The 14,044-nt window shown below is 43.2% G+C and carries 14 protein-coding genes; 12 read left to right on the top strand and 2 right to left on the bottom strand.

Features of this window, described 5'->3' with window-relative positions:
* The first annotated feature begins 41 nt into the window (after positions 1 to 41).
* From atpB to LKO26_RS12280, 8 genes are all read left to right on the top strand, one after another.
* The gene (gene atpB, locus LKO26_RS12245) at positions 42 to 1,172 is read left to right on the top strand and encodes a F0F1 ATP synthase subunit A (RefSeq protein ID WP_227588172.1); all 1,131 of its coding nucleotides are present in this window, start codon (positions 42 to 44) and stop codon (positions 1,170 to 1,172) included.
* Positions 1,173 to 1,239: 67 nt separating this feature from the next.
* On the top strand, positions 1,240 to 1,431 hold the full coding sequence (atpE, locus tag LKO26_RS12250; protein WP_227588173.1) for an ATP synthase F0 subunit C: 192 nt from the start codon (positions 1,240 to 1,242) through the stop codon (positions 1,429 to 1,431).
* Between the two features lie 96 nt (positions 1,432 to 1,527).
* Positions 1,528 to 2,025 carry a F0F1 ATP synthase subunit B gene (locus LKO26_RS12255; RefSeq protein ID WP_227588174.1) on the top strand — a complete coding sequence of 166 codons (498 nt, stop codon included), beginning with the start codon at positions 1,528 to 1,530 and terminating at the stop codon, positions 2,023 to 2,025.
* Positions 2,026 to 2,028: 3 nt separating this feature from the next.
* Positions 2,029 to 2,568 carry an ATP synthase F1 subunit delta gene (gene atpH / locus LKO26_RS12260; protein ID WP_227588175.1) on the top strand — a complete coding sequence of 180 codons (540 nt, stop codon included), beginning with the start codon at positions 2,029 to 2,031 and terminating at the stop codon, positions 2,566 to 2,568.
* A gap of 54 nt (positions 2,569 to 2,622) precedes the next feature.
* On the top strand, positions 2,623 to 4,200 hold the full coding sequence (gene atpA / locus LKO26_RS12265; RefSeq protein ID WP_227588176.1) for a F0F1 ATP synthase subunit alpha: 1,578 nt from the start codon (positions 2,623 to 2,625) through the stop codon (positions 4,198 to 4,200).
* A gap of 75 nt (positions 4,201 to 4,275) precedes the next feature.
* Positions 4,276 to 5,133 carry an ATP synthase F1 subunit gamma gene (gene atpG, locus LKO26_RS12270; RefSeq protein WP_227588177.1) on the top strand — a complete coding sequence of 286 codons (858 nt, stop codon included), beginning with the start codon at positions 4,276 to 4,278 and terminating at the stop codon, positions 5,131 to 5,133.
* Between the two features lie 53 nt (positions 5,134 to 5,186).
* Positions 5,187 to 6,581, top strand: a complete 1,395-nt coding sequence (locus LKO26_RS12275) for a hypothetical protein (RefSeq protein ID WP_227588178.1) — start codon at positions 5,187 to 5,189, stop codon at positions 6,579 to 6,581.
* Between the two features lie 14 nt (positions 6,582 to 6,595).
* Positions 6,596 to 7,171 (top strand): DUF6705 family protein, encoded by a 576-nt coding sequence (locus tag LKO26_RS12280; RefSeq protein WP_227588179.1) that lies wholly within the window; start codon positions 6,596 to 6,598, stop codon positions 7,169 to 7,171.
* Between the two features lie 33 nt (positions 7,172 to 7,204).
* Here the strand turns inward: LKO26_RS12280 and LKO26_RS12285 are convergent, their stop codons facing one another.
* Positions 7,205 to 9,085: a tetratricopeptide repeat protein gene (locus LKO26_RS12285; protein ID WP_227588180.1), complete on the bottom strand. Its 1,881-nt coding sequence runs from the start codon at positions 9,083 to 9,085 to the stop codon at positions 7,205 to 7,207.
* A gap of 3 nt (positions 9,086 to 9,088) precedes the next feature.
* Positions 9,089 to 9,820, bottom strand: a complete 732-nt coding sequence (locus tag LKO26_RS12290; RefSeq protein WP_227588181.1) for a LytR/AlgR family response regulator transcription factor — start codon at positions 9,818 to 9,820, stop codon at positions 9,089 to 9,091.
* Positions 9,821 to 10,568: 748 nt separating this feature from the next.
* On the opposite strand from LKO26_RS12290, the gene LKO26_RS12295 reads away from it, so the two are divergent.
* The 4 genes from LKO26_RS12295 to crcB all read left to right on the top strand — a co-directional run bounded on the left by LKO26_RS12295 (position 10,569) and on the right by crcB (position 13,723).
* Positions 10,569 to 11,927, top strand: a complete 1,359-nt coding sequence (locus tag LKO26_RS12295; RefSeq protein WP_227588182.1) for a hemolysin family protein — start codon at positions 10,569 to 10,571, stop codon at positions 11,925 to 11,927.
* An 82-nt stretch (positions 11,928 to 12,009) separates the two neighbouring features.
* Positions 12,010 to 12,246, top strand: coding sequence for an ATP-dependent Clp protease adaptor ClpS (locus LKO26_RS12300; RefSeq protein WP_227588210.1), 237 nt, complete (start codon positions 12,010 to 12,012; stop codon positions 12,244 to 12,246).
* 148 nt (positions 12,247 to 12,394) lie between these two features.
* Entirely contained in the window at positions 12,395 to 13,336 is a 942-nt protein-coding gene (gene trxB, locus LKO26_RS12305) for a thioredoxin-disulfide reductase (RefSeq protein ID WP_227588183.1), read from the top strand.
* Between the two features lie 24 nt (positions 13,337 to 13,360).
* Complete coding sequence (gene crcB / locus LKO26_RS12310) at positions 13,361 to 13,723, top strand: fluoride efflux transporter CrcB (RefSeq protein WP_227588184.1); 363 nt, start codon at positions 13,361 to 13,363, stop codon at positions 13,721 to 13,723.
* The last annotated feature ends 321 nt before the right edge of the window (positions 13,724 to 14,044 follow it).

Below are 14,044 nucleotides of genomic sequence, written 5' to 3' on the forward strand. Positions count from 1 at the left end.
TTTTGTCCTATTTTTGCGCAACTTAAAAAAGAGATATATCAATGCTGAGAAGATCTGTACTTTTGATGGGATTTTTATCCGTTTTTTCGCTTTCCATGGCACAACATAACGCTGTAGCAGAGCCTGTTCACGTAGAAACTACGGCAGTGACGGAGGCCGTGGCAGCTCCGGAAACGGAAGCAGATAAAACAAGAAGAGAAAATAAGGAGTTCATTACGCATCACCTTCTGGATGCCCACAGTTTTGATATTATGGTGACCAAAGAAGGGAAGCATATTGGTTTTCCCCTGCCGGTAATCTTTTATGACCAGGAAAACGGACTGCACACCATGATGAGTACTGCCTTTCACCACGGCGAAAATGTAGTCGAAAGTAAAGGCGGATATTACAAGCTTTTCCACGAGAAAATTTATAAAACAGATGCCTCAGGAACCATTCATCTGGACGAGGAATACCACGCAACCAATGAGAAAGTGCTGGATCTGTCCCTTACCAAAAGTGTGCTGATGATCATTGTAACGGCTCTGCTGTTGGTGTTCATTTTTGGTTCTATGGCAAAGAATTACAGAAAATCTCCTGTGCCTACAGGTTTCGGTAAAATTCTGGAACCCGTAATCTTATTTGTGCGGGACGATATTGCGAAGCCGAATATCGGGGTGAAATACAAGAAATATCTTCCGTTTCTCCTTACGATTTTCTTCTTTATCCTGATTCTGAATATTTTTGGTTTAATGCCTTTTGGGGTAAACGTGACCGGTCAGCTGGCTGTTACCGCATCTCTGGCTATTTTTACATTCCTTATCACACAGTTTACAGCAAATAAAAACTACTGGCAGCATATTTTCTGGATGCCGGGTCTGCCTTTGCCCATGAAGATTGTTATGATTCCTATTGAGATCATCGGGATGTTCATTAAACCTTTTGCACTGTTGATTCGTCTTTTTGCGAACATGACGGCAGGGCATATTGTACTGATGTCACTTATTGCCATGATTTATGTGTTTAAAAACATCATCGGCAGTGTAGCGTTTCCGTTCCTTACGTTTGTGATTTATTTGCTGGAAATTCTGGTTGCTTTCTTACAGGCGTACATTTTCACCATGCTTGCAGCGGTGTATTTCGGAATGGCAAATGAAGAACATCACCACGAGGAAGAAGCATTACATCATTAAGATTAATTATTAAAAACAGGGGCGCAGGCTCCGCAGAATACATAAAACACTTTTAAATTTTTATATTATGACGGATTTAACGTTAGTAGGTGCAGGTTTAGTAGTAATCGGAGCAGGTCTGGGTATCGGTAAAATCGGTGCTGCTGCTTTAGAAGGAATGGCTCGTCAGCCAGAACAATCAGGAAAGCTACAAACAGCGATGCTTATTGCTGCTGCACTTGTTGAAGGTCTTGCATTTGCTGCTCTGTTCGCAGTGTAATAACCTCAACCCAGCTTATCATCTGCCGGGAACGGTTGGTTACGGCAGATGATTTTATAAACATTTAAATAACAGAAATTACATATTCATAATACAATGGGATTATTAGAAAATTTTTCTTCCGGACTATTTATCATTCAGTCGCTTATTTTCATCGTTTTGCTTTTTGTTTTGGCAAAATATGCATGGAAGCCAATTCTGAATGCTGTAAATGAAAGAGAAGTATCCATACAGGATGCACTGAATCAGGCTCAGATTGCCAGAGACGAGATGAAGAATCTGCAGGCAGAAAACGAGCGCATCATCAGCGAAGCGAAACTGGAGCGTGATGCCATCCTGAAAGATGCCCGTGAAATAAAAGACAGAATTGTAAATGAAGCCAAAGATGCTGCAAAATCTGAAGGAGATAAAATCATAGAGCAGGCCCGACAGTCTATACAGGCTGAAAAATCTGCAGCTATGGCAGATATCAAAACCCAGATTGGTGCTTTGTCTGTAAATATTGCAGAGACAATCCTGAAAGAAAAGCTGGACAATAATGAAGCGCAGAATGCTCTGGTGCAAAATATTCTTAACAAAACAAATCTGAACTAAGATATGCTTACCTCTAAAGTAGCAAAAAGATACGCACAGGGATTGCTGGACTTTACGCAGGAGTCCGGGAATACCGAGACTGTTTTCGCAGAAATGAAAGACGTTCGTAAGATTATGAACGACAGTAAAGAACTCAATGCGTTCTTTGCAACTCCCTTCATTGACAGCAAAAAGAAAATGGCTGCGGCAGGTGAAATCTTCAAAGCCTTTTCTCCCGTATCTCAGAACATGATCAGCATGGTCATTAAACAAGGACGTGAGACGGAAATGAAGAACATCGCGCAGGAGTTCATCAATAAAGTGGAAGATATGAAGGGCATACAGCGTGTAACCCTTACGTCTGCTACAGAACTTTCTGCAGACACAGTGAATCAGATTCTGAGTGCATCTGGTCTGGTAAAGCAGGACGCCTCTTATGATTTGGATACCCGGGTTAATAAAGATATTCTGGGTGGGTATATTTTAAGAGTAGGAGACCAGCAGATAGATGCTTCCGTAAAAAACAAACTGGATAAGCTGAGAAAAGATTTTCACGTAAATTAATTTTTTATCCGTTCACAGACGGATGATGATAAACTTAGATAAAACAACCACAAAATGGCAGAAATAAATCCGGCAGAAGTATCAGCGATACTGAAGCAACAATTAGCAAATTTTAATACCCAGAGCAACGTAGAAGAAGTGGGAACTGTTCTGCAGATCGGAGACGGTATTGCTCGTGTATATGGTTTAGAAAACGTACAGTACGGTGAATTGGTGAAATTCTCTTCTGGTATAGAAGGTATCGTACTGAACCTGGAAGAAGACAACGTAGGGGTGGCACTTCTGGGTGAGTCCAAAGCGGTAAAAGAAGGGGATACCGTAAACAGAACCAACAGAATTTCCTCCATTAAAGTAGGAGAGGGAATGCTGGGAAGAGTAGTGGATACCCTGGGTAACCCTATTGATGGTAAAGGACCAATTGCCGGAGATCTTTATGAAATGCCTCTGGAAAGAAAAGCACCGGGTGTAATCTTCAGACAACCCGTAAATGAGCCTCTGCAAACCGGTATTGTAGCCATCGATTCCATGATTCCTGTAGGAAGAGGACAGAGAGAACTAATTATTGGTGACCGCCAGACCGGTAAAACTACCGTGGCCATTGACACCATTCTGAATCAGAAAGAATTTTATGACGCTGGTGAGCCTGTATTTTGTATTTACGTAGCCGTAGGTCAGAAAGGTTCTACCGTAGCGCAGATCGTAAAAACACTGGAAGACAAAGGAGCTATGGCATATACCGTAATTGTAGCTGCTAATGCTTCTGACCCAACGCCAATGCAGGTGTATGCACCTATGGCAGGGGCTTCCATCGGAGAATATTTCCGGGATACCGGCCGTCCTGCACTGATCGTGTATGATGACTTGTCCAAGCAAGCTGTTGCTTACCGTGAGCTTTCCCTGCTTCTGAGAAGACCTCCGGGCCGTGAAGCATATCCTGGTGACGTGTTCTACCTGCACTCCAGACTTCTGGAAAGAGCTGCGAAGGTAATTGCCGATGACAGCATTGCTGCACAGATGAATGACCTTCCGGATTCCCTGAAGCCGATGGTGAAAGGGGGTGGTTCTCTTACCGCACTTCCGATTATTGAAACACAGGCGGGTGACGTTTCTGCCTATATCCCAACCAACGTAATTTCCATTACAGACGGACAGATCTTCCTGGAATCTGACCTGTTCAACTCCGGGGTTCGTCCTGCCATCAACGTGGGTATTTCCGTATCCCGTGTAGGAGGTAATGCGCAGATCAAGTCTATGAAGAAAGTATCCGGTACATTGAAACTGGATCAGGCACAGTACAAAGAACTGGAAGCATTTGCCAAGTTCGGTTCTGACCTGGATGCCGCTACCCTGAGTGTAATCTCTAAAGGGGAGAAAAACGTGGAAATCCTGAAACAGCCGGTAAACTCACCGCTTCCTGTAGAAAATCAGGTAGCCATGGTATATGCCGGAACAGAAAACCTGCTCAGAGATATCCCTACCAGAAAAGTAAAAGAATTCATGAACGAATATACAGCGTTCCTGAAAACCAAGCATCCTGAAACTATGGCAGCCATCAAAGCAGGTAAAATTGACGGTGCTGTAACAGATGTGCTGAAGAGCGCAGCGAAGGATTTAGCTTCAAAATATAACTAATATTAAACATACGGTCGGGTTTCAGATGATTCAAGTCTGAAACCTGTCACCTATATTGCTTGAAACAATAAGAGAATGGCAAATTTAAAGGAAATACGCGGAAGGATTACTTCGATTGGTTCTACCATGCAGATTACCAGTGCAATGAAAATGGTAGCTGCGGCAAAACTGAAAAAAGCTCAGGATGCTATCGTGATGCTGAGACCTTACTCCGAAAAGCTTACCGAACTTATAGAAAATGTAAGTGCGGGAGCAGAACTGGAAGAAGTGTCTACCTTTACGGCAGAGCGCGAGGTGAAGAAGGCTTTGTATATTGTGGTGACTTCTAACAGAGGTCTGGCGGGTGCCTTCAACTCTTCTGTAGTGAAAGAGCTGAATACGCAACTGCAGCAGGTGGATTTTGAAACCGAAATCCTTACCGTAGGTAAAAAGGCATTTGATGCGGTACAAAGAACCAAAACAGTATATGCCAACCAGAGTTCCGTATTTGACCAGCTGAGTTTTGACGCTGTAGCCAGATTTACCGAGCAGGTGATGAAGGATTACGCCGAAGAAAAATTTGACCGGGTGTATGTCATTTACAATAAATTCATCAATGCCGCAACTCAGGAGGTGATTACCGAGCAGGTACTGCCTATTTCAATGCCCGAGAAATCCGGTGAAGTGGAAACCGATTATATCTTCGAGCCCAGCGCCCGTGAGATTCTGGAGAATCTGATTCCGAAATCCATTAAAACGCAGGTGTACAAAGCCATCCTGGATTCGGTAGCTGCAGAGCACGGTGCCCGTATGACGGCCATGCACAAAGCGACCGACAATGCACAGGCCTTGAAAAACGAATTGGTGATCACCTATAATAAAGCAAGACAGGCTGCCATTACCAATGAAATTCTGGAGATTGTTTCCGGAGCAGAAGCACTGAAAGGAAGTTAGCGGTAGATCTGACTTTCTATAAAACACACGAAGAATAATTTTAAATAACACAAATGATTAAAAATTTCAAGAAAGGAAGGTACTTACTGTATTTTCTGATGCTTGCAGCTGCATTACAAAGCTGTATGCGGGACTATGAGATATCTGAAAGCGAGAAAGAAGCTCAGATAGAAAAGTTCCAGATGTTCGCACTGAATAAGAAGAAATCTGGTGCAATGATGAAATCCGGAAACGATATGTCTTATCAGTACGCCTTCCGGGATCTGTATTACCAATATTACAATCTGCACCCTGAGCTTGCGCCGGATTTTGATAATCCTGCTACTGCCGTGCCAGATTTCAGGTTTGCCACACAGTTGTTTACCGAACCCGATTCTTCCAGAACTGCTTTGTTTCCTATGGTAGAAAGCAAACAGGTAACCGGGTTATTGGTGGCAAAAATTGATAAAAACGAAAGTTTTCTGGAGTTTTACAAGGCTGACCTTAATTCTGTTACAAATCCTATACTACTTGCTTTTTCTCAAGCATATACGCAAAATGGTGTAATGTCCAAAAATGGTAATGATGACGATGAACCGTTTCCTCCTGGTTGGATAGAAGAAGTAATTATAAATGTGCCACCAAAACCGGTAGAATGGCCTTTAGACCGATCTGATGAATGCGATGATCTTACAGACTATGTGAATAACGGATGTAGCGGACCACCACCTTCTACTTGTACAGATTATCAGAACTGTGACCAATTGCCTATAGGGGGTAGTACCTTTCCACCTGCAGATCCTTGCAGTAACATGAAAACTGTGGGCAAACATGCTAAGACCAAGGAATTACTGAAAGATCTGGATAGTAAAAAGAATACTTTGAAGCCTGGTGAAAGCATGCCACGGGAAAGAGGTCATTTTCTATCTATGAATGCAGATGGTACGGTAAATGAACATTATGTAGAAGGTGAAATGGGTAAATTAGAAATAGAAGTATCTCTTCCCAACGGAAAATATGATGCATATATTCATTCACATTTTAAAGGTGGATTATCTGTATTTTCAGTTTCGGATTTGGCGGTCTTAGCAGCGATGTACAAAAATGGATTTATACGCAATGTGAATACCTTTGTGATGGGGGTGGTTACTTCAAGTAATACCAAGTATATGATTACGATTAACAATGAAGCTCAATTTAGTACATTTGCTGCTACTTATTTGAGCACTAATAACCAATTTACAGAGAAAGATAAAAACAATCAGGAATTCTATTATGATTTATTAGGTATCTCACCTGAAAACAATAATGAAACCTTTGATATTAATGAACAGAAATTTCTGGCTTATTTAGAAACACAAAGTTCTGGTTTGACTATTTTTAAAAGTACAGATGATAACTTTGATAACTGGTTTGCCTTGGTACGAAATTCGAATGGTACAGTGCAAGCAAAACAATGTTCTAATTAATAAAAAACACAGTTATGAAAAATATTATAATTTTAGCAATAATACTATTGAGCACACATTCAGTAAAAGCGCAGAAAGGCGATTTAACTTTTGTGGAACCTCCACAACAATTTCCAGTGACTTGTGACGTATATAACCAGAAGCAACAACACGAAAAATTTACTGGTGTTTGGCAGGGTTCAGTCAATGATAAACTATTACGTATTGAATTAAAGAATGTTAAGATTCATCTTCCTACGGTATTTCCAAATGCTAATTTTCCCAATGAAGAATGTGTAGATGCAATTATTGGTTTTCATCAGTTTATAGATAATGGGGTGGAAAAGGAAAATTCTTTGCCTTATCATGATACCACTATGTACCAGAAGAAGTGGACTGTTTTGGGAGGAAACTATAATGCGAATATTCCAAATATAATCAAAGGAACATTAGAGCATCCATCAAAAAACAAGAGTGTAAAATTTGTGATTTCTTATATAGATGCTACACACATCAAATTGGAATCATTAGAAAATCTGCAGGGTACCAAACTTGCCCCATACGATTCCTCCATCAGTTTACCTCAGAATATCATTCTCACTAAGCAATAAACCCACAAAAGCACTGAGAAATCGGTGCTTTTTTTAGTTATAGGGGATTTCCAGATGAACCAGGGTTCCGGTCTCTGATCCGTCTGTTTCCAGATCGGTAATCCTCAGTGAATAGTCTTCTGCATAAAGCCGTTCCAGGCGCTTGCGAGATATTTTAAAACCCAGAGATTCTTTCTTGTTCTGATTTCGTTCGGCCAGCCGGCTCGCTTCCCGCAGGCCAATGCCGTTGTCCCGGATCTCTATCATTGCTTTTCGGTCATTCTTCCGGGAAACGGTGATGCTCAGCTTTTTTTCTCCTTCCTTCAGTGCCAGGCCATGCCACACCGCATTTTCTGCAAATACCTGAAGCAGAAAGGAGGGGATTTTTATGGTCTCGGTATCCAGTGCTTCATCTATTGTGATCGTGTACTGTATGGCGCCGCCAAACCGCATGTTTTCTATGGAAAGATAATTCTCTACATTCTCCAGCTCCTCTTTCAGATTGGTTTCCTTTTTCTGAATGCCGGTCAGAATATTCCGGAAGATCTTGGAGAATTTGTTCAGATAATATACCGATTGATGGGTGTCGTTTTTTACAATAAAGGCTTTTATGGAGTTCAGCGCATTAAAGATAAAATGCGGATTCATCTGCAGATTCAGGATGTCCTGCTCCATCTGCAGGAGTTTTTTCTGCTGCTTCAGTTCTTTTTGACGGGTGTAGAAGTAATAGAGACCCGCCAGAAAGGCCAGCAGTATGATGGCCGCCGTATAGAGTTGGGCATTGGTGCTCATCTGGTGCGCCATCTGTTCCTGTTGCAGCTGCAGCGCATTGATTTCATTTTTCCGCCGCTCCAGGGTGTACCGGTTTTTCAGATCGCTGATGCTCCGAAATGTGCTTTCATTGTGCAGCAATTCTTTTTCTTCGGCGTACTTTTTATAATAGGCCAGCGCAGAGTCCAGCTGATCCTGTTCCTGGTAAAGTTGCGACAATAAATCATAGGCCTCAATTTGGGAAGAGGTAAATCCTTTTCTTTCGGCAATACTCAAACCATGCTTGATGGTTTGCTCTGCCCGGGGATTCTTTTGTTGCATCTGCAGCCATCCGGTGTGGATGTAGGAAATAGAGATATAAAATTCGTCCTGTATTTTCTCAGATTCTGCGATGGTATGGGCCAGGTAGGGTGCGGCTTCTGCCGTTTCGCCTTTTTTGAGATAAATGCCGCCAATGCTGTTGTTGCAGATGATTTTTCCTAGGGCAGAGTTCAGTTCATGGTTGTAGTTCAGGGATTGCCGGTAGTTATAAAGCGCACCGTCCAGGTCATTTTGCTTTTCATAAATACCGCCTATATTGTGATAATTAATGGCCAATCCCAGCAGGTTGTTGATTTTTTTCTCTATTTCCAGTGACCGCTGAAAATACGTCATGGCATCTTCCAGTTGGTTCATGGTCAGATATACATTACCCAGACTGTTGCACGAGATGGCAATATTCCGCAGGATCGTTTCACTGGGTTGCGAGATGCTTTCTGCCATTTCCAGGGCTTTCTGGTGGTATTCTATAGCAGGTAAAATTTCGTCTTTTCGACGGTACACCACACCCAGCAGATTGGTAGAGATAATGATTTGTTCCCGGTGGTTGATTCTGGTGGCCAGATTCAGGGCTTTGCGGTGATAGAAATCTGCTTTGGCATACGTGGATTTATCCCGGAAATAGCTGCCGAGTTGATTCAGAAAAAATACCTCGGCGACTTCATTGTGGTTTTTACGGCTCAGTTTCAGGTAGGTATTGATGGCTGCCGTGTCTGCAGATATGGAGCGGTAGGTACTGTCCAGCTGCGCAAAGGTAACCGACCGGTTCCGGGTAAGATCCGGAAGGCTTTGTCCGCTGAAGAGGGCAGACAGCAGGAAACATATCAGGCATGCACAACTTTTCATGACTCAGAACTGATCCAGAAAACTGGATTTTTTTTGGCGGGATACCGGAATCCGGCTGTGATTGGTGAGCACCACATATGATTCACTTTTCAGATATTCCTGTACCTTATTCATATTGATGATGAAGGAATGATGCACTCGGAAGAAGTCTTCTGTGAGTTTTTCTTCCAGCTGTTTCAGTGGGGTAGACACCACGATTTTCTTTCCGTTTTCCAGAAATATAGTGGAGTAGTTGCCATCACTTTCGCAGTACAGAACTTCATCCGGCTTCAGAAACATCATTCTTCCGTCCGTACTGATGATGATTTTCTTCTGGCCTTCATTTCTGGCATTGCGCGAAAGTTTTTCTTCTATATAATCAATGAGATCGTGCTCTTTTTTGAACTTTTTTATTTTGTCAATGCATTCCCTTACGCTGTCTGAATCAGCGGGCTTTTGCAGAAAATCCAGGCATTGCTGTTTGATGGCCGGCAGTGCATACTCATGATAGGCCGTGGTAATGATAACAGCAAATTTGCGCTCCGGAAACTGCTGCAGGAAGTCAAATCCGCTCATTTCGGGCATTTCTACGTCTATGAAGACAGCGTCTACAAGGGTTCTGCTCAGAAACATCGTGGCTTTTTCTGCACTGGTAAATGCGTGCACCGCTATATGCTCTGGAATCAGATTTTCAAGTTCCCATTTCAGGCAGTCCAGGGCGTCCTGCTCATCGTCTAGTATTAATACAGTTATCATGATGCCGGATTTTATTCAAATATAGGTATTTTATCAGTTTCATGGAATGTTATGTTCATGAAACAGTTGAAGACCGAACCGGATAATGGTCCGGTGATTTTTACCTTGGGCCAGTGTCTTTTTCAGGTTTCATCTTGATGCATCTTTATCCGGCAGACCGGAAATTGGTATCCACCACAGCTTTTCGTAAGATAAAACCACTCTGCTGCCGGCTGTCTCGTCATGCTGTGTAGTGCATATTAATGCCAAAACAAAACCGGTTATACAGTTTTTATGACCACTTGTCCATATTCGCTAGCGAAAATCTACTAAAGTCTCTACATTTGAGTATCAAAAAAACGAAAACTAATAACCATTTTTTCTCTCAAAAGTCACCTCGCCGGGTGGCTTTTCTGATGCTATAGCTGCTGATGAAAACTTTCAGCGCATTGTCTGCATTTATCTGATAACAGCGTTTATGCATCCTTGCGCAAATCCTACCGGTTATACAGTTTTTTCTGCATTTTATCCAAAAACTTCTTTGGGAAACTGCAATCCTCCGTAAATTTAAATCATAAAACTAATAACCTTCTTTTTCTGCAGCCATTTCTCCGGGGAAATGGTTTTTTTTGAAAGTGCAGAAAGCAATGAATCCTTCTGTACAGGCTTTTGTTCATGCTTTTTACAGGGATCAGCATTTGCTGAAAAGAAAAAATGATGGTTCTGAAAATTTACATACCTTTGTAAAAAATATTTTTTAATTTTCTAAATGGATTCGGACATACTTAAGCTGCTCTTAGCTTTATTCTTAGTTTTACTAAATGGCTTCTTCGTAGCAGCAGAATTCTCAATTGTAAAAGTTCGTTACTCACAAATACAGCTCAAGGCTGCAGAGGGTGACTCTATGGCCAAGCAGGCAGAGCATATCATTAAACATCTGGATGAATATCTCTCGGCTACCCAGCTCGGGATTACCCTGGCCTCATTGGCATTGGGTTGGGTAGGAGAAAGCGCTTTGCATCATCTTATTGAAAAGATTTTCATCTATTTCCAGCTCGCTATGGATCAGGGCATGATCACCACCATTTCACTGGTGCTCAGTTTTCTCATCATCACCATCATGCATATTGTATTTGGTGAGCTGATTCCGAAATCCATTGCAATCCGCAAGGCAGAACCTACTACCATGGCCATTGCGGTGCCGCTTCGCGTTTTTTACACAGTGTTCAAACCGTTTATCTGGACCATGAATCAGATGTCCAATGCATTCCTCAGACTTATGAAAATTCATCCGGCCTCCGAGCATGAAATACATTCTACCGAGGAACTTCAGCTTCTTGTAAAACAATCTGCAGATTCGGGAGAAATTCAGGAAGAAAACTACGAAATCATTAAGAATGCATTCGATTTTACAGACCATTCGGCCAAGCAGATCATGGTGCCCAGACAGAACATTCTCTCTATAGACATAGAAGAACCGGTAGAAGACATCATTACCAAAATCATGGAAAGTGGTTACAGCCGGATTCCGGTGTACGAGGATTCCATTGACAAAATCATCGGAATTTTCTATACCAAGGAAATCATCCGCGAGTATGTGCGCAGTAAAGGTGCCCTTACCCATGAGGACGTGAAAAGGCTGATGCGTGAGGCATTCTTCGTGGTAGGCAGCAAGAAGATCTCTGACCTGATGAAGATTTTTCAGCAGAAAAAACAGCACCTCGCGGTGGTCATTGATGAATTTGGAGGTACCGAAGGCATCATCACCCTGGAGGATATTCTGGAGGAACTGGTAGGAGAGATTCAGGATGAAGAAGATGATGAAGATCAGATCGTAGTGCAGGTGGCCGAAAATGTATTCTGGGTACAGGCTACACAACCGCTGGATGAAATCAATGAATTTCTGCCGAAAACATTCCCTCTTTCAGAAGAAGGAGAATTCAACACGCTTGCGGGCTATATCCTGCATGATCTGGAAGATATTCCGGAAGAAAATCAGGAATTTGAAATGAACGATTATCATTTCAAAATTCTGAAGATGAATAACAAAAGCGTGGAAATGGTAGAACTGGTGTATGAAGAAAGAAATGTTATTGATGAAATATCCGAAGAACTTGGCGACATTTAATACCATACCCCAAAATGTGCCCGTTTACGGTTCCACCAATTACGATAATCCGGGCAGACAGTACGAGGAGGAAATCCTGCTGATGGAACAGGAAGACCAGCTCAATAAACTGGTGCTCTGGAATGATGATGTGAATACCTTTGACTTTGTCATAGAATGTCTGATTGAAATCTGCGGCCATACACCGGAGCAGGCAGAGCAATGTACCATTCTGGTGCATTACAAAGGAAAATGTACGGTGAAAACCGGCACGATGGATGTGCTGAAACCCATGCATGACAAACTGATTTCGCGGGGACTCACCAGCGAGATTGTATAATCCGCCTTCCCGGATATGAACCCGGAAGCAATCACGATGATGGTACGGGCTGATGATTCATATTGATATTATTGATGATCATGAAGCGCAAACCTGCGGAAAAATGTTCACCTTTGACAAAATTTTTGATTAAAGATTCTTATACATTATGGAACAAACGATATTTGACTGTGTTATTATAGGATCCGGACCTTCCGGATTTACCGCTGCCATCTATGCAGCACGTGCAGACCTGAAACCGCAACTCTATACCGGTCTGGAGCCGGGCGGCCAGCTGACCACCACTACAGAAGTAGATAATTTCCCGGGATATCCGGATGGTGTTACCGGTCCGCAGATGATGATGGACCTGCAAAAACAGGCAGAACGGTTTGATACCAAAGTCTATTACGAACTCATTACCAAAGCAGAATTTTCCACAGAAACGGGTGGTATTCACAAGCTGTGGGCCGGGAATAAGGAAATCCTGGCCAGGACCGTAATCATTTCTACCGGTGCCACGGCCAAATATCTGGGTCTGGAAGATGAAAAAACATATTCCGGAGGCGGCGTTTCTGCCTGCGCTACCTGCGACGGATTTTTCTACAAAGGAAAAGATGTTATTGTGGTGGGAGCCGGAGATACCGCTGCCGAAGAAGCCACCTACCTGGCTAAACTGACCAATAAAGTGACCATGCTGGTGCGTCGTGATGAATTCCGCGCGTCCAAAGCCATGATTCACCGGGTAGAAAACACACCGAATATCGAAGTGAAGTTCCACCACGAACTGATCGGCATCGAAGGAGAAAACGGCATGGTAGAAAGAGCCATAGTCATCAATAACCAAACCAAAGAGACCTCTGCCATAGATGTCCATGGTATTTTTATCGCCATCGGCCACCAGCCGAATACCGCAATCTTTGCCGGCCAGATCACGATGGACGAAAACGGATACCTCAAAACCATTCCCGGATCTACCAGAACCAATTTGCCGGGCGTTTTTGCCGCGGGAGACGTACAGGATCATATCTACAGACAGGCCATTACGGCTGCAGGAAGCGGGTGCATGGCGGCTATGGATGCAGAGAAATATCTGGCAGAACTGGCGTAATTTTTCACTCCGAAAACGGTCACTGTGAAACATCTGTTTCTTGTATTTCTGGGCGGCGGGGCGGGCAGCGTACTCCGGTATCTGTTGTCGGCTTACACCCAGAAACTCTGGACTATAGGCGTATTTCCGCTGGGTACCTTCCTGGTGAATCTGCTCGGTTGTCTGCTCATTGGTGCACTTTCTTCAGGGTTACTGAAAACTGACGAAACTTCGCGCCTGTTGCTCATCGTGGGCTTTTGCGGAGGCTTTACCACATTTTCAGCATTCTCGGCAGAGGGAATTCAGCTATGGCAAAGCGGACATTACCTGACCCTCACGGCCTATATCCTGCTGAGTGTGCTGTTGGGGATAACGGCGGTCTGGGCAGGAGCCAAACTCACCACATAAAACAAAAAATAAGCAATCCTTTCCGCAACAGGGGAGGATTTTCCGTTCCAGGTAAAAGGCAGCGGCTTTCTTATTGTTTTCAGGAGCACACGCTGGGTCCTCCGGCCGACTATACTTACCGGCTGCCCGCTATTACTCCTCCAGCTTGCCCACGGTTTTAACCGTGGGCAAGCTGTGCGGGGTAGCCGCTCGCATCCGGGCTATGTTCGCGCAGGGACTTTCTTTTGACGCACTAAATCAACCGCAAAATCCATCGGAGCGGTCTGTTAATAGAAATATTCAACCCACAATTCGGCAAGCTCCGTAGGAGCGAACTGTTTG

Source organism: Chryseobacterium sp. MFBS3-17, assembly GCF_020687745.1.
Lineage (GTDB): Bacteria > Bacteroidota > Bacteroidia > Flavobacteriales > Weeksellaceae > Marnyiella.